Origin of the sequence: Paracoccus indicus (assembly GCF_003056335.1) — a bacterium.
GTDB lineage: Bacteria > Pseudomonadota > Alphaproteobacteria > Rhodobacterales > Rhodobacteraceae > Paracoccus > Paracoccus indicus.
In genome coordinates this window covers 54,306-72,334 of sequence record NZ_PYWA01000006.1, presented here as the reverse complement: position 1 = coordinate 72,334, position 18,029 = coordinate 54,306, and the positions used below count along the sequence as shown (strand labels likewise).

17 protein-coding genes and 2 pseudogenes are annotated in these 18,029 nt (G+C 64.0%); 15 read left to right on the top strand and 4 right to left on the bottom strand.

Annotation, left to right across the window (positions count from 1 at the left end; translation table 11 throughout):
- Window positions 1–359: 359 nt before the first annotated feature.
- Window positions 360–713 (bottom strand): CAP domain-containing protein, encoded by a 354-nt coding sequence (locus DDE75_RS11140; protein ID WP_245894732.1) that lies wholly within the window; start codon window positions 711–713, stop codon window positions 360–362.
- Window positions 714–800: 87 nt separating this feature from the next.
- Window positions 801–1,280: pseudogene (locus DDE75_RS11135) on the bottom strand (CAP domain-containing protein); the annotation flags it as partial.
- Between the two features lie 104 nt (window positions 1,281–1,384).
- Here DDE75_RS11135 and DDE75_RS17285 point away from each other — a divergent pair.
- The 7 genes from DDE75_RS17285 to DDE75_RS11105 all read left to right on the top strand — a co-directional run bounded on the left by DDE75_RS17285 (window position 1,385) and on the right by DDE75_RS11105 (window position 7,564).
- Entirely contained in the window at window positions 1,385–1,642 is a 258-nt protein-coding gene (locus tag DDE75_RS17285; protein ID WP_162799000.1) for a hypothetical protein, read from the top strand.
- Window positions 1,639–2,109 carry an RrF2 family transcriptional regulator gene (locus DDE75_RS11130; RefSeq protein WP_108502464.1) on the top strand — a complete coding sequence of 157 codons (471 nt, stop codon included), beginning with the start codon at window positions 1,639–1,641 and terminating at the stop codon, window positions 2,107–2,109. The genes DDE75_RS17285 and DDE75_RS11130 overlap by 4 nt, the downstream gene beginning before the upstream one ends.
- Window positions 2,106–2,771: a Crp/Fnr family transcriptional regulator gene (locus DDE75_RS11125; protein WP_108502463.1), complete on the top strand. Its 666-nt coding sequence runs from the start codon at window positions 2,106–2,108 to the stop codon at window positions 2,769–2,771. The genes DDE75_RS11130 and DDE75_RS11125 overlap by 4 nt, the downstream gene beginning before the upstream one ends.
- Window positions 2,772–2,868: 97 nt before the next feature.
- Complete coding sequence (locus DDE75_RS11120) at window positions 2,869–3,084, top strand: YgaP family membrane protein (RefSeq protein ID WP_108502462.1); 216 nt, start codon at window positions 2,869–2,871, stop codon at window positions 3,082–3,084.
- A gap of 73 nt (window positions 3,085–3,157) precedes the next feature.
- Window positions 3,158–4,039, top strand: a complete 882-nt coding sequence (locus DDE75_RS11115) for an MBL fold metallo-hydrolase (protein ID WP_108502689.1) — start codon at window positions 3,158–3,160, stop codon at window positions 4,037–4,039.
- A gap of 26 nt (window positions 4,040–4,065) precedes the next feature.
- Complete coding sequence (locus DDE75_RS11110) at window positions 4,066–5,745, top strand: bifunctional protein tyrosine phosphatase family protein/NAD(P)/FAD-dependent oxidoreductase (protein ID WP_108502461.1); 1,680 nt, start codon at window positions 4,066–4,068, stop codon at window positions 5,743–5,745.
- A gap of 88 nt (window positions 5,746–5,833) precedes the next feature.
- Window positions 5,834–7,564 (top strand): SulP family inorganic anion transporter, encoded by a 1,731-nt coding sequence (locus DDE75_RS11105; RefSeq protein ID WP_108502460.1) that lies wholly within the window; start codon window positions 5,834–5,836, stop codon window positions 7,562–7,564.
- Between the two features lie 68 nt (window positions 7,565–7,632).
- Here the strand turns inward: DDE75_RS11105 and DDE75_RS11100 are convergent, their stop codons facing one another.
- On the bottom strand, window positions 7,633–9,348 hold the full coding sequence (locus DDE75_RS11100) for a BCCT family transporter (protein WP_170310947.1): 1,716 nt from the start codon (window positions 9,346–9,348) through the stop codon (window positions 7,633–7,635).
- Between the two features lie 482 nt (window positions 9,349–9,830).
- Here DDE75_RS11100 and arsB point away from each other — a divergent pair, with 482 nt between their 5' ends.
- The 5 genes and pseudogenes from arsB to DDE75_RS11075 all read left to right on the top strand — a co-directional run bounded on the left by arsB (window position 9,831) and on the right by DDE75_RS11075 (window position 13,612).
- Complete coding sequence (gene arsB / locus DDE75_RS11095; protein WP_108502458.1) at window positions 9,831–10,883, top strand: ACR3 family arsenite efflux transporter; 1,053 nt, start codon at window positions 9,831–9,833, stop codon at window positions 10,881–10,883.
- Window positions 10,880–11,299 carry an arsenate reductase (glutaredoxin) gene (gene arsC, locus DDE75_RS11090; protein ID WP_108502457.1) on the top strand — a complete coding sequence of 140 codons (420 nt, stop codon included), beginning with the start codon at window positions 10,880–10,882 and terminating at the stop codon, window positions 11,297–11,299. The genes arsB and arsC overlap by 4 nt, the downstream gene beginning before the upstream one ends.
- Window positions 11,292–12,005, top strand: a pseudogene (arsH, locus tag DDE75_RS11085) (arsenical resistance protein ArsH). The gene arsC and the pseudogene arsH overlap by 8 nt, the downstream one beginning before the upstream one ends.
- A gap of 97 nt (window positions 12,006–12,102) precedes the next feature.
- Complete coding sequence (locus DDE75_RS11080; RefSeq protein ID WP_170310946.1) at window positions 12,103–12,591, top strand: metallophosphoesterase family protein; 489 nt, start codon at window positions 12,103–12,105, stop codon at window positions 12,589–12,591.
- Between the two features lie 178 nt (window positions 12,592–12,769).
- A complete protein-coding gene (locus DDE75_RS11075) occupies window positions 12,770–13,612 on the top strand; it encodes a type 1 glutamine amidotransferase (RefSeq protein WP_108502456.1) in 843 nt (280 codons plus the stop codon).
- 442 nt (window positions 13,613–14,054) lie between these two features.
- Here DDE75_RS11075 and DDE75_RS11070 read toward each other — a convergent pair whose 3' ends face one another.
- A complete protein-coding gene (locus tag DDE75_RS11070) occupies window positions 14,055–14,996 on the bottom strand; it encodes an AraC family transcriptional regulator (RefSeq protein ID WP_245894709.1) in 942 nt (313 codons plus the stop codon).
- 156 nt (window positions 14,997–15,152) lie between these two features.
- Between DDE75_RS11070 and DDE75_RS11065 the strand changes: the two genes are divergently transcribed.
- From DDE75_RS11065 to DDE75_RS11055, 3 genes are read left to right on the top strand one after another with little or no spacing between them, the layout of a single operon-like run.
- Complete coding sequence (locus tag DDE75_RS11065) at window positions 15,153–16,028, top strand: carbohydrate ABC transporter permease (RefSeq protein ID WP_108502455.1); 876 nt, start codon at window positions 15,153–15,155, stop codon at window positions 16,026–16,028.
- A 1-nt stretch (window position 16,029) separates the two neighbouring features.
- Entirely contained in the window at window positions 16,030–16,920 is an 891-nt protein-coding gene (locus DDE75_RS11060; protein ID WP_108502454.1) for a carbohydrate ABC transporter permease, read from the top strand.
- A 4-nt stretch (window positions 16,921–16,924) separates the two neighbouring features.
- A complete protein-coding gene (locus tag DDE75_RS11055) occupies window positions 16,925–18,025 on the top strand; it encodes an ABC transporter ATP-binding protein (protein ID WP_108502453.1) in 1,101 nt (366 codons plus the stop codon).
- Window positions 18,026–18,029: the final 4 nt, after the last annotated feature.

Sequence of the window (18,029 nt, the reverse complement as noted above, 5' to 3'; positions counted from 1 at the left end):
AAACCAAGACATCCGCCCATTCGCCATGCTTTCGTCCGCGGGGTTCGCGGCCGCGGGGGTTGCTTTCGATCCGAAACGCTCGGGTTTGGTGTTTTTTCGATGAGCTTGTGGCAACTTCATGCCTGGCACACGCGACGGCAGGGCTGATTAAGCGGTTCGGGGTTCGCCAGTTCCATCGGCGATCTGACGGTCGTCCTGCAGCCAACACATGGCGAGCTTTTGCCCCGACGTACTGATCGCGGCATCCGCATTCATGGCATGGTGCGTCAGGCGCCGGTTTTGCACACCGTATGTTTCTGCGGCAGCTGGATGCCGGAACCCGGCTGGCCTGTCGGTGATGAGTACCGTCGGTCAGCCGGTCATTTCGCGCCGAACAGGGCGACGACCGACAGGCGGCCGTTGTCGCCTGCCTCGGCGGCAAACCCCAGGTGGGTCGCGGCGCCGCCGCCGAGGATGCTTTCCGCATCCGCAGCATCCGACCAATCCGCGATGACAGTGGACAGGTCTTCCCCGGTCACCGTCGTGCCCGATCCACCTGCTGCGGCCATCTGCGCCTGAAGGCTTGTCCACCCCGTCGAACCTTCTGGCAGAAAGCGGAAGATATCGTCGGGCAGCGTCTCGGTGCCTTGCTGTAGAATGCCTTGCGCCGCCTGTTCCAGACCTGCGTCGCGGGCAAGCGGCTCCAGTCCGGCCTTGGCGCGGCGATCATTCACCAATCGCAGTGCCGTTCCCGGAAATTCCGTTCCGGCCAGCGCATCACCCGCGGCACCGTCATCCCCGGGACCCGAGAAAGTCTGGACGGCATAGACGGTGTCGTTCCTGCTTGCCACGCCGAAGCCGAAACTGTCGAAGCCCTCCGTCAGGATGTTCTTCCGATGACCCGGACTGTCCATCCAACCTTCGTGAAAGGCATCCACGCGGGCGGTATCGGGAGGAACCGCGCACCCTGTGCAGGTGGCGATATTCTCGCCGCTGACGGACTAGCGGCTTCCGCCGGCATCAAGGAAACGATCGAAGGGCTCTGTCCCATCGGGCGAGACGTGATCGAAATAATCCCGCCTCAGCATGTCTTCCGCATGGCCCTGCGCGGCGTCATCCAGAACCGTGCTGCGCGACAGCGACCCCAGCCCGGCATCCTGCCGCGACGCATTGGTCCGCGCCAAGGCCGCCTTGCGCAGTTCGGTCAGCCGATCCGCATCCTGCGACGCCGCCGGTCCGGCCTGCAGGCAGGCGAGGGCAGCGATCAGCGTCAGGGCGGTCCTTATCGAATGGCGTGGCATCGTGCTTCCTTTCGAACCTGTTCCAGACCAGCACCCGCAAGATGGGCTGGCTGATGGTTCACCCTGTTCAATCCATGCGCGTTGCCTAAGTTTCCACGAACGCCGTGATCGCCTTGGGTGATCCGCCGCGAGCATTCACAGCTTCGCACGATGGGCTGGACGCCCCTCATGAAGGATTCCGCATCAAGGTAACGGCCAAGGCTGATCGGATGGCGGAAAAAGAACCGATCATCGAGCGGAACAATATCAGTCTTCTCACCGGCAGCCATCTTCGCCCGTGGCCCCGTCGATACGGAACCATTGCCAGCCTTTCGGAACAAACTCATACTGGAGATGAAACTTTTGCGGGGCGTCGCGGATGAAGCTTACGGCATATTCGAACTATGCGCTCAGGTCGCTGCAGCTTGCCGCGCTGCGGTCGCCCGACCTGGTGTGCGTGGATGACGTTGTCCGCGTGCACGGCTTGGCCCGGCCGCACATCGTGAAGATCGTGCACGAACTGGGGCAGGCAGGGATCGTGGAAACCCGGCGCGGCAGGGGTGGCGGTTTCACGCTGGCACGTCCTGCCGCGGATATCGTCATAGGCGATGTCATCCGTCTGACCGAAGGGCGGCTGGAACTGGTCGAATGCTTCAACCCCGACCGCAACACCTGCCCGCTGATCGGCATCTGCAAGCTGTCGCGGGCGCTGCGCGAGGCGACAGCCGCCTTCATGGCGGTTCTGGATGGTCTGACGCTGGCCGATATCGCCTCGAACAGGGATGAGTTGCTGTCCCGCATCGCGCCGCTGCAGGACGGCATCCTGTCCCCGATGCGGAGGACGCGATGAAGACCGGCGATTGGACCGAGCAGTTCCAAGGGACCCGAAGCCTGCCGCGTGCCGTGCGCGACCGGCTGCTGAAGGTGGCGCAGATCCGCAGATACCCCAAGGGTCGGCAGGTCTTCGGTCCGCAGAACATCCCCGACAGCCTGCTGTTTCTGCTGGAAGGAACGATCCGCGTGTCGCAGACATCGGGGAACGGTCGCGACATCGTCCTGTATCGTGTCGATGCCGGTGAAAGCTGCGTGCTGACGACCGCCTGCATGCTGGCAGAAGAGGCTTATAACGCCGAGGGCCTGGCCGAGACCGACATCAGCTTGGTCGTCCTGTCCAGACCGGCCTTCGACGCCCTGGTCGCCGGGGAAGCGACCTTCCGCAACTTCGTCTTTGCGGCCTATTCGCGGCGGCTGATCGATCTTCTGCGCGTCGTCGACGACGTCGCCTTCGGGCGGATCGACGTCAGGCTGGCCGAACGGCTGCTTGCGCTTGCGGGCGGCGATCGGGAAATCGCCGCGACCCATGCGCAGATCGCCAGCGAACTGGGCACCGCACGCGAGGTCGTGTCCCGCGTGCTGCATGATTTCCACAAGCGCGGCTTCATCATGCAGTCGCGCGGAAGGATCGAGATCCTCGACAAGCCCGCATTGCAGTCCCTTGCCGCAAGCACCTAGCGGACCCGCGTGGAAAATCGACGTTCGGTGACATTATCACTGAAGCCCCGCCCTATAAGTTATAAACCATGGTGAACTTTCAGCCTCGGAGGACGCCATGAAAACCAACGTCGGAACCATCGATCGGATGCTGCGCGCCGTGGTTGGGGTGGTCCTGCTTTATTTGGCCCTTGCAAGCGGCCTGCCTGTCTTCGACGGCCCCCTGTTCAGATACGGCGCGATCCTGATCGGCATCGTGATGCTGGCGACATCGGCGTTCAGGATATGCCCGCTTTATGGTGCGCTTGGCATCAGGACATGCCGCGCCTGCTGAGACGCGGGCCGTCTTCACAGCCGTTGCAGCATCCGATGATCCACAGATGCCTTTCATCCAAGGAAGGAACGACATGACCTATCCCGTCGACATGACCATCAAGCCCCAGGTTCAGGCCTTCTTCGACCAGGCCACGAACACCATCAGCTATATCGTGAAGGATCCGGCATCGCAGTCCTGCGCCATCGTCGACAGCGTGATGGACATCGACTATGCCGCCGGGCGGATCACCTATGACCACGCGGACGAGCTGATCCGGCAGGTGCAATCCCAAGGCCTGACACTGGAATGGATCATCGAGACCCACGTCCACGCCGATCACCTGTCCGCCGCCCCCTATATCCAGCAGAAGCTGGGCGGCAAGATCGGCATCGGCGCCAAGATCATGGTCGTGCAGGAAACCTTCGGCAAGGTCTTCAACGAGGGCACCGAGTTTCAGCGCGACGGCAGCCAGTTCGACCGCCTGTTCGAGGATGGCGATACCTACATGATCGGGACCATGCCCGCCTTCGCCATTTATACGCCCGGTCATACCCCCGCCTGCATGGTGCATGTCATGGGCGATGCGGCCTTCGTCGGCGACACGCTGTTCATGCCCGACGGCGGCTCGGCCCGCGCCGATTTTCCGGGCGGCGATGCGGCGACGCTCTACGACTCGATCCAGAAGGTGCTGTCCCTGCCCGGCGATATGCGGCTGTTCATGTGCCATGATTACGGGCCGAACGGACGCGACATCCAGTGGGAAACCACCGTGGCGGATGAAAAGGCCCATAACATCCATGTCGGCCAAGGCAGCACGAAGGAGGATTTCGTCAGGTTCCGCACCGAACGCGATGCGACCCTTGCCATGCCCCGGCTGATCATCCCGTCGCTGCAGGTCAACATGCGCGCGGGCGAGGTTCCGACCGACAAGGACGGCAGGCCGATGCTGAAGGTGCCGCTGAACGGGCTCTGATCGATACCACACGGGAGGAATGCAACATGGAACCGAGGAAGATCTCGCAATGGGTCGCGGTATCGCCGCAGATCGCGGCGGCGGACATGCCGGCGATCAAGGCGGCGGGCTATCGTGCCATCATCTGCAATCGCCCCGACGGGGAAGGCGCGGACCAGCAAAGCTTCGAGGAGATCGAGGCCGCCGCCAAGGCCGCCGGACTCGAGGCGCGCTATCTTCCGGTGACCTCGGGCATGGTGACCGATCGGGACGTCGCAGACTTCGGCATGGCCCTGGAACAGATGCAGGGTCCGGTGCTGGCCTATTGCCGGACGGGGACACGTTCGGCCACGCTCTGGTCGCTGCACGAGGCGAAGGACCGCCCCCTTGCCCAGATCCTGTCCATGACCAAGGCGGCGGGCCATGACATGAGCGGCGTCGCGCGACGCATCGCCAACGGCGGCAAGACCCCGACCGACACGGGCGACGTGCATTTCCAGGTCGTCATCGTCGGCGGGGGTGCAGCGGGCATCGCGGTCGCGGCAAGCCTTTGGTCGCGCAGGCCGGACCTTCGGATCGCGATCATCGACCCCGCCGAGGTCCACTATTACCAGCCGGGCTGGACGATGGTCGGCGGCGGCATCTTCGAGGCGCATGAAACCGCGCGGACGATGGGCAGCCTGATCCCGAAAGGGGTCAAGTGGATCAAGGCCGCCGTCGCCGCATTCGAACCCGGCAAGGATGCCGTCATCCTCGATGGCTGCCGGGTCGTGAAATACGACCGGCTTGTCGTCTGTCCGGGACTGAAGCTGGATTGGGCCAAGGTCGAGGGCCTTGTGGAAACGCTTGGCCGCAACGGGGTGACGTCGAACTACCGCTATGACCTGGCGCCATATACCTGGCAGCTGGTCCAGCGGATGCGGGGCGGGACCGCGATCTTCACCCAGCCACCCATGCCGATCAAATGTGCAGGCGCACCGCAGAAGGCCATGTATCTTTCGGCCGATCACTGGCACCGATCCGGCCACCTGAAGGACATCGACATCCGCTTCTGCAATGCGGGCGGGGTGCTGTTCGGGGTCAAGGACTATGTCCCGGCGCTGATGGACTATGTCAGGAAATACGACGCGACGCTGAATTTCTTCCACAACTTGGTGGCGGTCGACGGTCCGGCGAAGAAGGCCACCTTCGAAGTGAACGAACCCGACAAAGACCCGCGCCGCGTGGAGATGTCGTTCGACATGATGCATGTCTGCCCGCCGCAAAGCGCGCCCGACTTCATTCGCGTCTCGCCGCTGGCCGATCCGGCAGGCTGGGTCAACGTTGACCAGGCGACGCTGCGCCACAAGAGCTTCGACAACATCTGGGCGCTTGGCGACGTGATGAACGCGCCCAATGCCAAGACCGCCGCCGCAGCGCGCAAGCAGGCACCGACGGTGGCCGAGAACATCGTGGCCGACATCGCGGGAAAATCGGCAGTCGCCCAATACGACGGCTATGGTTCTTGCCCGCTGACGGTCGAGCGCGGCAAGATCGTCTTGGCCGAATTCGGCTATGGCGGGGTGGTCAAGCCAAGCTTTCCGTCCTTCCTGATCGACGGCACAAGGCCAAGCCGCGCGGCGTGGTTCCTGAAGGAAAGGCTGCTGCCGCCGATCTATTGGCGGGCGATGCTGCGGGGACACGAATGGATGGCCAGGCCCGAAAGGCTGGGAACCGCCGCCGAATGACCCGGGGGCGGTCCGGACCCTTGGGTCCATGCATGGGCGAAGGGGGCGCGGGAATTGCGCCCCTCTTCCACAATCCAGAGAGAATGCGATGAAGCCAGGATTTACCCGCTATCTGCCGATCCTCACATGGGGTCGGACCTATGACTGTTCCGCGCTGACGAACGACCTGGTCGCGGCGGTGATCGTGACAATCATGCTGATCCCGCAGTCGCTGGCCTATGCGCTGCTTGCCGGATTGCCGCCCGAGGCGGGGATCTATGCCTCGATCGCGCCGATCCTGCTCTATGCGGTCTTCGGCACGTCGCGGGCGCTGGCCGTGGGGCCGGTTGCGGTCGTCTCGCTGCTGACGGCATCGGCGGTGGGCCAGGTGGCGCAGCAGGGAACGGCGGGTTATGCGGTCGCCGCCCTGACGCTGGCGGGTCTTTCGGGCGGCATCCTGTTGCTGCTGGGGATCTTTCGCTTGGGGTTTCTGGCGAACTTCCTCAGCCATCCGGTGATCGCGGGGTTCATCACCGCCTCGGGCATCCTGATCGCCACCAGCCAGCTGAAGCACATCCTGGGCATCGAGGCCGGGGGCCATACGCTGATCCAGATGGCGGGGTCCATCCTGACGCATCTGGGCCAGACGAACCCGATCACCGTGATCATCGGGGTCACGGCGACGGTCTTTCTGTTCTGGGTCCGCAAGGGGCTGAAGCCCCTGCTTCGCAGGATGGGCGCGGGGCCGCTTCTGGCAGACATCATCGCCAAGGCGGGGCCGGTGGCCGCGGTCGTGGTGACGACGCTGGCCGTATGGGGTTTCGATCTGGCGGGTCACGGCGTCTCGATCGTGGGCCAGGTGCCGCAGGCCCTGCCGCCGCTGACCCTGCCCAGCCTTTCGCCCGACCTGATCGGCCAGCTGCTGGTCCCGGCGATCCTGATCTCGGTCATCGGCTTCGTGGAATCCATATCCGTGGCGCAGACGCTGGCGGCCAAGAAACGCCAGCGCATCGACCCGAACCAGGAACTGATCGGCCTTGGCGCCGCCAATATCGGCGCGGCCTTCACCGGGGGCTATCCGGTCACCGGCGGCTTTGCGCGGTCGGTCGTGAACTTCGACGCGGGCGCCGAGACACCGGCCGCGGGCGCCTTCACCGCCATCGGCCTTGCCATCGCCGCGCTGTCGCTGACGCCGCTGGTCTATTACCTGCCCAATGCCACGCTGGCCGCGACGATCGTGGTCGCCGTCCTCAGCCTCGTGGACTTCTCGATCCTGCGAAAGACCTGGGCCTATTCGCGCACCGATTTCACCGCCGTGGCCGCCACCATCCTCGTGACACTGACCCTGGGGGTCGAGATCGGCGTCGCGTCGGGGGTGGTCCTGTCCATCGCGCTGCACCTCTACAAGACCTCGAGGCCCCATGTCGCCGAGGTCGGGCTTATTCCCGGCACCAACCATTTCCGCAATATCAGCAGGCATGATGTCGCCACGGATGCCCAGATCCTGACCCTGCGCGTGGACGAGAGCCTGTATTTCGTGAACGCCAGGTTCCTCGAGGATCTGATCCAGGACCGGGTGATCGACGGCAGGTCCCTGCGCCATGTGATCCTGATGTGTTCGGCCGTGAACGAGATCGACTACTCGGCCCTCGAAAGCCTCGAGGCCATCAACCATCGGCTTGGCGATCTGGGTGTCGGGCTGCACCTGTCCGAGGTGAAGGGACCGGTCATGGACCGCCTGCGCAAGACGCATTTCCTGGATCAGCTGAACGGAAGCGTCTTCCTGTCGCAATACGACGCATGGATGGCGCTGTCCAAACCGGCCGGGATCGCCCTTTGATCCGGCAGGCCCCCCTATAAAAAGGGCCGCCGAACGAAACGGCGGCCCCCTTTGGTCTGCCCGTCGGCCTATTCGGCAAACTGGTCGGTCAGATTGCTGTTGCCCGTCGCGCCTTCGATGTTGTCGAAGGTGGTCGGCACGCCTGCCTTCACGCGGCGGGTGTCGTTGTAGATCGCCTTGAGCAGCGCCACTGTCATCAGCGCCATCACGACCGAGAACGGCAGCGCGCCGATCACCATCGCCGTCTGGATCGCCGATGTCCCGCCCGAGATCAGCAGACCCGCCACGACCATCGCCAGGGCAATGCCCCAGAACAGGATGTGCGGACGCGCCTTGGGGCCTTCGTCGCCGGCCGCGTTGATCGTGTTGACGATCAGGACCGCCGAGTCCGCCGAGGTGACAAGGAAGGTCAGCAGCAGCACGACGATCAGCAGAACGAAGCCATAGGCAAGCGCCTCGGAGACCGGGGACAGCATGAACTCGGTCATGGCGAAGATCTTGTCGCCATTCGCCGCGTCCAGGATGACACCGTTCGCACCCTCGTAGAGTTCCAGGTAGATGGCGGTGCCGCCAGCCCAGGCAAACCAGACGAAGCACATCAGCGCGGGCACGATCAGCGCGCCCAGAACGAATTCCCGGATGGTCCGCCCGCGCGAGATGCGGGCAAGGAACAGGCCGACGAAGGGCGCGAAGGCGATCCACCAGGCCCAGTAGAACACCGGCCACCAGCCCTGCCATTGCGCCAGCAGGAATGCCTCGGATCCCTCGACGCCGTCGCTCTGGAAGACGTTGACGCTCATCCAGGGCAGGGCGATGACGTAATCCCACAGGCCCAGGAACATCGCGCTGAAGCCGAACCAGGTCGCACCGAAGATGATGAAGAAGCCCAGCAGGATGATCGACAGCACCATGTTCAGGTTCGACAGCCACTTGATGCCCTTGCCGACGCCGGACAGGGCCGACAGGGTCGAAAGGCCCATGATGACCAACAGCGAGACGATGACGCCGACAGTTGATGCGCCACCCTCGTCGTTCACCATGCCGCCGATGCCGATGCGGGTCAGGCCCGCGACGAACTGATCGACGCCGAAGCCCAGGGTCTGCGCGACGCCAAGGATCGTGGCGACGACCGCGACGACGTCGATGACATGCCCCAGGGGGCCTGCCAGGGCGGTGCCGAACAGCGGCGTCAGGCCGGACCGGATGGTCAGCGGAAGGCCGCGGCGATAGCTGAAGAAGGCCAGCGACAATCCGCAGATCGCATAGCAGGCCCAGGCACTGAAGCCCCAGTGCAGGAACGACCACTGATAGGCGTTGCGGACGTTGTCCTCGGATTGCGCGGTCGCCAGGCCCATGATCGTCTGCGGGTTGGAACCGAAGTGCGATACCGGCTCGGCCACGGCCCAGGTCAGCATGCCGACCCCGATCCCCGCCCCGAACATCATCGAGAACCACGAGAAATTGTTGAACTCGGGCTTGTCGTCTTCGATCCCAAGGTTCAGACGTCCAGCCGCCGGCCAGAGGGCCAGGGCGATGCATGTGGTCAGGAAGAAGGCCACGACCCAGATGTACCAGGCCGCGAAGGCGTCCAGGATGACGGCGTTCAGGTTGTTCAGAACCTCGCCGGATTGCACGGGCCAGAAGATGGCCCAGACAACGAGGATCGAGATGACGATCTTGGCCGGAACGGCCACCGAGGTCGAAAATCCGTTGTAGAAGCCATTCGTCGATGTCCTGATGTCCAGTTCGGTCATCGGTGGACCAAGTTTGTTCTCTTCTGACATTCGGTGTCTTCCTTGCGTGTTCAAGAGAGCGACCGCCCCTCCGTGACCGGCAGACGGCGCGGTTGCGCTTCATATATCATGATCGAGTTTTCTACCGTGCCGTTCCGGGGACGAGTATATAATTCGTGCAGATGCAGTCTTGTGATCAAAGTTTCGACGTCGCTGCCTGTAATTAAGGCAGATGCGGAATGGGCGCCGGGCCAGCGCGCATCGGTCCTGCGATGATACGCTGTGCCTGCCCATGTCCGATGCCAAGGACGCGCTTGCACTGTCCCATTTATTCTAATAAACATGAAATATAGAAATGACTGGGCTTCGGTGCAGTCAGGCGCGGCACCGCAGGACCTTCGCCTGAAAATGCTTGGGGACATATGAACCCGATGACCGATTGATCGAACGCCTTGCTTGCGCGGGCCGTCCCCGGAAACCTGGACCCAAACCGCCGCCCGCCTTTTCCCTGAACAAACGAAAGACGACCCGTGATGAACGACATGACATCGAACCGGCCCACGCCCTTGGGAACATTCGAGCGCTGGCTGACGCTGTGGGTGGGGCTGGCCATGGTGGCGGGCCTGGTCGTGGGCGTTTTGGCACCCGGGCTGGTGCAGGCGATCGCCGCGGCCGAGGTCGCCTCGATCAACCTTGTCGTCGCGGTGCTGATCTGGGCGATGGTCTATCCCATGATGGTCGGCGTCGACTTCGCCTCGGTCGGCGGGGCGTTCCGACAGCCCAAGGGCCTGCTGATCACCCTTGCCGTCAACTGGCTGATCAAGCCCTTCACCATGGCGCTGCTGGCGGTGCTGTTCTTCGATCATGTCTTCGCCCCCTGGATCGCCCCCGAGGATGCGCAGCAATATATCGCCGGGCTGATCCTGCTGGGGGCCGCGCCCTGCACCGCCATGGTCTTCGTCTGGTCGCAGCTGACGCGCGGGGATGCGACCTATACGCTGGTGCAGGTCTCGGTAAACGACATCATCATGGTCGTCGCCTTCGCCCCCATCGTCGCCCTGCTGCTGGGCGTGACCGAGATCGTGGTACCTTGGCAGACGCTGGTTCTGGCGACGGTGCTTTATGTCGTGCTGCCGCTGACGGCGGGGCTGCTGACGCGGCGCGCCCTTGGCAGCACCGCACGGATCGAGGCGTTCTCGGGCCGGGTGAAGCCCTGGTCGATGATCGGCCTTGTCGCGACGGTCGCCATCCTCTTCGGGTTGCAGGGACAGACGATCCTGGACCGCCCCGCGATCATCGCGCTGATCGCCGTGCCGATCCTGATCCAAAGCTATCTGATCTTTGTCATAGGCTATGGCGCTGCATGGCTGATGCGCGTGCCGCACCGGATCGCGGCGCCCTGCGCGATGATCGGCACGTCGAACTTCTTCGAGCTGGCCGTCGCGGTGGCCATCAGCCTCTTCGGGCTAAATTCGGGCGCAGCTTTGGCCACCGTGGTCGGGGTGCTTGTCGAGGTGCCGGTGATGCTGTCGCTGGTCGCCTTTGCCAACCGCACCCGCGCCCATTTCCCGGGGGGCAATCCGTGATCGTCATCCATCACAACCCCGACTGCGGCACATCCCGCAACGTGCTTCGGTTCATCCGGGCATCAGGGGCCGATCCCGTCGTCATCGACTATCTGGCGCAAGGCTGGACCCGACCGCAGCTGCTGGCCCTGCTGGCGGCGGCCGATCTGACCCCGCGCGAAGCCCTGCGCACGTCGAAGTCGCCCGCGGCGGATCTGGGCCTGCTGGCACCCGAGGTCACGGACGAACAGATCCTGGACGCGATGCTGGCCCATCCCGTGCTGGTCAACCGCCCCATCGTCGCCTCGCCCAAGGGCGTGCGCCTCTGCCGCCCGTCCGAAACCGTGCTGCCGCTGCTGGACCGCCTGCCGGACGGTCCGCTTTGCAAGGAGGACGGACAGATGATCCTGAACGAAACCGGAGAGATCCTTGACTGATTTGCCGAACCTGAACCCCGCCTGCGCCCCGTCCATCGACGCCGACAGCCTGTTTCCGCCCAAGCGCAGCACGCATCCGCCGCGCATCCTGCTGCTGTATGGATCATTGCGCGAACGCAGCTTCTCGCGTTTCGCGACCGAAGAGGCCGCGCGCCTGCTGACGGCATTCGGGGCCGAACCACGCATCTTCGATCCGACCAGCCTGCCGCTGCCCGACGCCGCGTCGGAAGATCACCCCAAGGTCGCCGAGCTGCGCGACCTTGTCACCTGGTCCGAGGGGATGGTCTGGTGTTCGCCCGAACGCCACGGTGCGATGACCGGCGTGATGAAGGCGCAGATCGACTGGATCCCGCTGTCCCTTGGCGGGGTTCGCCCGACGCAAGGCAAGACGCTGGCGGTGATGCAGGTCTGCGGCGTTAGCCAAAGCTTCAATACCGTCAATCAGTTGCGCATCCTGGGCCGCTGGATGCGGCTGCTGACCATCCCGAACCAATCCTCGGTGGCGAAGGCCTGGGATGAATTCGATTAGGACGGGCGCATGACGCCGTCGCCCTATTACGACCGGATCGTCGACGTCATGGAGGAGCTGGTCCGCTTCACCCTGCTGACCCGCGACATCAAGGATACCCTGACCGACCGCTATTCTGAACGCGTGGAAGGCCACGCGGCGCTGTCGAAGCGCGTGAACCAATCCAAGGCGGTCTGAGCATCGGCCCGGCGTCCCTTTCGGGGGGCTTCACGGTGGGACTGAACCGCCATACGGGCCACGCCGTTGACCCCCGGACCAGTGACAGGAGCCTGTTTTGACGACCCTCGACCAGACGCCGCCCAAGGGATGCATCGGCGTCATCTCCGACACCCACGGCCTGCTGCGCCCCGAGGCGCTGGCGGCGCTTGAGGGGGTCGACCGCATTCTGCACGCGGGCGATATCGGCGACCCCGACCACCTTGAGGTTCTGGGGCGGATCGCCCCGGTGACAGCGATCCGCGGCAATATCGACCGCGGTTCCTGGGCCGATGCCCTGCCGGAAGCGGTCTCGCTGATGATCGGGGGGTTGCAGATCCACATGATCCACGACCGCAAGACCCTTCAGGCCGATCCGAAGGCCGAGGGGTGGGACGTCGTCATCTCGGGCCATTCCCACAAACCCGGGATCGAAGACACGGATGCGACGCTGTGGTTGAACCCCGGCGCCGCCGGGCCACGCCGTTTCCGCCTGCCCATCACGCTGGCCTACCTGTGGAAGGAGGATGGCAAACCGCGCGCCGTGATCCGGAACCTGCTGGAATGAATGCGGGCCACCCTGCCCAGCAAACGGTTCGGCCCGTCGCCGGGCAGCCCAAGGGCGCATCCCCGGGCACCGCGGTCCCGTTGGGACACGCCGCGTACGTGGCCGATCGCCGCACCGTTGAACGCATCGCCCCCTATGGCGGTTGTGCCGGGACGTTCCCGTCGTGAAAGGCCCCCCATTGTCATCCATCATCCTCGTCGTCTGCAGCGAGACACCGGACCAACGGGCCGAGCGTCGCAGCTATGCCGGACAGGCCTCGCATGAAAGCTATGCCACGGCGCTGCGGCGTCTGCGCCCCGGGATCAGCCTAGAGACGATGTCCTGCCTTGAAGAGGGCGCAATCCCCGATCCGGCACGACACAAGGGGATCATTTTCGCCGGTTCTCCGATCCAGATGCACGAGGACAGCCCCGAAACCCGCGCAGCCGCCCATTTCATGGCGCAGGTCTTCCAGACGGGCGTGCCGTCCTTCGGATCATGCGCGGGGTTGCAGATCGCGGCGGTGGCGGCAGGGGGCGCGACCGGCCCGCGCCGCCCCGGCGCCGAGGTCGCCTTTGCCCGCGACATCACCCGCACGGACGCGGGCCTGCGCCATCCGGTGCTGGATGGCAGGCCAGCGACGTGGACCGCGCCCGCGATGCATTCCAGCGTCGTGACCCGCCTGCCCCCCGGCGGGACCGCCTTGGCCGCCAACCCCGATACGCCGATCGAGGCCGCCGAGATCCGCCATGGGCAAGGCGTCTTCTGGGGCGTGCAGTATCATCCCGAGCTGTCGCTTGGCGAGATTGCCGCCTCGACGATGCATCAGGCGGATGACATCATCGATCAGGGACTCGCCCGCGATCAACGCGACCTTAGGGATATGACGGCCCGTCTGCGCGACCTCGACGCATCGCCCACGCGCAGCGACCTTGCATGGCAGTTGGGCCTGAACGCCGAAATTGCCGCCTTCGAGCGTCGGACCCTCGAAATCGCCAACTTCCTCGACGCCGTCGACAAGGGGCTTTTGCAGCCCCATTGATCGTCAGGGCGAAAAGCAGGCGCGCCCGATCTGGCATTCCTTGACGATTGACAACGAAGTTGTAGGTCCCGTCACGACGACATATCCCAAGATATCCACAATTTTTGGGGATCGTTCTGGGGGCAAGGTGGTTTTTTGCATGCTGTGCAGCATGTTAGCGCGTGCCTTGTCGCGGTCGAGAATTGCGGCTTGGCTGGCGAAGTCCTCTGAACAAAGCGCGACCAGTGCCGACCGGCTTTCCATCCGGTATTTGCAGCGTGTTGCGGCGACCGACGGCCGATGTCGGAGTCTCGCGGCATCTTCAATCGAGCAGGCGCTTTAGCCCGATACAATCCCTGAATGCCAACCCAGATGCGCTTCGGGCATGCATCAAGGCCTGGCTGCCGATCGGGAACCCCTCGATGGCGGTGGTTCCCGTGCCCCGCATCCGGCCCCCCGGGCATCAATCGTCGCGCAGGGGATAGATGACCTGCCCATCCTCCTGTCCACGAGGCCATTGGCCGTCGCGCCGCAGCCTGACCTGATCCTGCCACCCGCGCGGGCTGATGCCGATATGGCGCTTGAAGAGGCGCGAGAAGTAGTAGCTGTCCGAGAAGCCCAACCTGTGGGCCGTCTCGGTGACCGAGAAACCACCCTCCAGAAATTGCATGCCGACCTCCATCCGCTTGAATTCCTGATATTTGACAGGGGTGCTGCCCAGCTTGCGGCGGAACTCGCGCCGGAAGTATTCGGCGTTGTAGGGGGCGGCGGAAACGACACGTTCGGCCAGTCCCGGTTGCAGCGGATCGGCGGCGATCTGGGTGGCGGCCATGGTGATGGCCATGGACAGCCCCTCGGTCTCATCCAGGGCCGCATCGCCCGGGGTGGTCCAGGCGATGAAGGCATCCTCGATGAATTCGGTCAGGATGACCATGAAGGCGTGATGCATCACCAACGTGGTCGAACCCGAGGGCGCGGTGGCGCGGTAATGGCGCACCAGCGGCCCGATCATTGGCCAGCGTGAAAAGCGGATGACCCGCCTGTGCCGCATCCGCCCCAGCAGGTCGTGACGTCCGAACAGGTCCAGCCGGAAGTGCTGGGCAAGTCCGACATAGACCTTGTCGGGGTCCGGGTTGCGACCCTGAAAGCGCGTGCCCGCGGGGATCAGCATGGCCATGCCCGGTGTCAGGCGGATGCGTTCGTCCTGGATGATGTATTCCCCCGTACCCTGAAGGCAGACGACCAGATCATGGACGGTGTTGACCTTGTCGATGGACCAGCTGTGGGAATGCAGCATGCGGATGGCCGATCGCGTCAGTGTCAGGTCCAATGCGCGCGGCGGAATGCCGGCCAGGACCCCGGCCCTGATTTCGGCCACCCTGTGATCATGTTCGGTTTCGTCCATCATTTTCTGCATTAACGTCAATTCAACCCCGTCATATTACCCGCATACTAGCAGATCAGATGGCGCATGTCGCGATCGACGCCGTTCGAATCGAGGGAGGAGCGATTTGATGACGCAACCAGAACCAAGGCCATGCAGCCTTCGCGGGGGGCTGTGATGGAAAGCCCGCGCATCGGTCTGCTGTACCTTGCCCCCTATCTGATCGGGCTGCTGGTCTTTACCGCGATACCGTTTGTCGGCTCGCTCTATCTCAGCTTTACCGACTACAACCTGATCCAATCTCCCAGCTGGTCCGGGCTGGACAATTTCCGAGAACTGCTGAACGACCGAACCTTCATGCGATCACTGCGGGTGACGCTGCTATACGTCTTCATCACGGTGCCGCTGAAGCTGGCCTTCGCGCTGTTCATCGCGGTCATCCTGAACTATCGGCTGCGCGCCATCGGGTTCTTCAGGACGGCCTATTACGTGCCCTCGATCCTGGGCGGTTCGGTCGCCATCGCGGTGCTGTGGCGCTATATCTTCGCGGATGCGGGGCTGGTGAACATGGTGCTGTCGGGCATCGGGCTCGAGCCGCTGAACTGGTTCGGCGATCCGGTCAACGCGCTCTTCACCATCAGCCTGCTGCGCACATGGCAGTTCGGGTCCGCCATGGTGATCTTCCTGGCCGCCCTGCAGGCCGTGGACAAATCGCTCTATGAGGCCGCAGCCATCGACGGGGCGAACAAGTGGCACAGCTTCGTGCACATCACCCTGCCGCTGATCACGCCGGTGATCTTCTTCAACCTGATCATGCAGATGGTCCAGGCGTTCCAGGAATTCAACGGCCCCTACATCATCACCGGGGGCGGGCCGCTGAAGTCGACCTATCTGCTGCCGCTCTACATCTATGACGAGGCCTTCAAGAACTTCAACATGGGCTATGCCTCGGCGATGGCCTGGGCGCTCTTCGTGATCATCATGGCGCTGACCGTCATCGCCTTCTGGTCGTCGAGGAAGTGGGTCTATTACGCCGGCGACAAGAGGAGCTGACATGGCCGATATCACCACCGCCATTCCCGCCACCCCCGTCCCGCCCCGAGAGATCCGCGCCGCCCGCCTGCAGGCCGTCGTCCGCTATACGCTGCTGACGGTGGTGGGGCTGATCATGCTCTATCCGCTGATCTGGCTGATCGGGGCGTCCTTCAAGACCAACTCCGAGATCTTCGGCTCGATCGGCTTCCTCCCGCGCGAACCCACGCTGGAGGGTTACGTGAAGGGATGGCAGACCTCGACGCCCTATACCTTCGGGCGGTTCTTCTGGAACACCTTCCTGATCATCCTGCCCAAGACGATCTTCACCGCCATTTCCTGCGCCCTGGTCGCCTATGGCTTCGCCCGCTTCGAGTTTCCCTTCAAGCGCGTGCTGTTCGCCACGCTGATCGCGACGCTGCTGCTGCCGAACGTCGTCACCCGCATCCCGCAATATATCCTGTTCCGGGACATGGGCTGGCTGGACAGCTATCTGCCGCTCTGGGTGCCCTCGGCCTTTGCGGGCGACGCCTTCTTCGTCTTCATGCTGGTCCAGTTCCTGCGCGCCATCCCCCGCGACATGGAGGAAGCCGCCCGCGTGGACGGCGCCAACAGCCTGCAGACGCTGGTCTACATCGTCGTGCCGATGCTGGTCCCGGCGCTGATCTCGGTCATGCTGTTCCAGTTCATGTGGACCATGAACGACTTCCTTGGACCGCTGATCTATCTGTCCTCGGTCGATAAGTTCCCCGTCAGCCTGGCGCTGAAACTGTCGATCGACACGACCGAGGCCTTCGACTGGAACCGCATCCTGTCGATGTCGGTCCTGGCGCTGCTGCCCGCGCTGGTCGTCTTCTTCATGGCCCAGAAATACTTCATCGAAGGCATCTCTGCCGGTGGGGTGAAAGGATAATCCGATGGCTCGTCTGCAGATCCGCAATCTTGAAAAGACCTATGGCAACAGCTTCAAGGCCGTCCACGGGATCAACCTGGACGTCCGTGACGGGGAATTCATGGTCCTCGTCGGCCCCTCGGGCTGTGCGAAATCGACCACGCTGCGCATGATCGCGGGGCTGGAAAGCATCACCGGCGGGCAGGTGATGATCGGCGACACGGTCGTGAACCGCCTGCAACCGGGCAAGCGCGGCATCGCGATGGTCTTCCAGAACTATGCGCTCTATCCGCACATGAAGGTGCGCCGGAACCTCTCGTTCGGGCTGCGCCTGCAACGCGCATCCCGATCCGAGATCGAGCGCCGCACCGCCGAGGTCGCCCGCATCCTGGAAATCGAGCCGCTTCTGGACCGCCTGCCCAAGGAACTCTCGGGCGGTCAGGCGCAGCGCGTGGCCTTGGGCCGGGCGCTGATCAAGGAACCCAAGGTCTTTCTGTTCGACGAACCGCTGTCGAACCTTGACGCCAAGCTGCGGGCATCGATGCGGGTCCGGATCACCGAATTGCACCGCCGCCTGAAGGACGAGGGCATGCCCTCGACCGTGGTCTATGTCACCCACGACCAGACCGAGGCGATGACCATGGGCGACCGCATCTGCGTGATGAAGGACGGCCGCATCATGCAGGTGGCCGACCCAAAGACGCTTTACGACCGCCCCGCCAACGCCTTCGTCGCGGGCTTCATCGGCAGCCCCGAGATGAACCTGATCGAGGGTCGGCTGGAGGGGTCCACCTTCCGCGTGGGCGACCAGAGCCTGACCCTGCCCGCCGAGCTGATGGACCGCCTGCGCGGCTGGTCCGGCGCGGCAAGGCTGGGCATCCGCCCCCAGCATCTGCGCCTGAACGCCGGGCCGGGTCTGCGCGGACGCGTCGCGGGGGCCGAGTTCATGGGCCATGAGGTCGTGCTGCATCTGGACGTGGCGGGCACGCGCATGGTCGCCGTCCTGCCCGCCGCCGATTACGCCGCGCTGGATCGCGGCGCCGAGGTGACGCTGAGCCCGGAACCGGGCTGCGCACATGTCTTCGACGGCGCGGACGAGAATGTCTCGCTGCCGGTGCTGAACTGAGGGA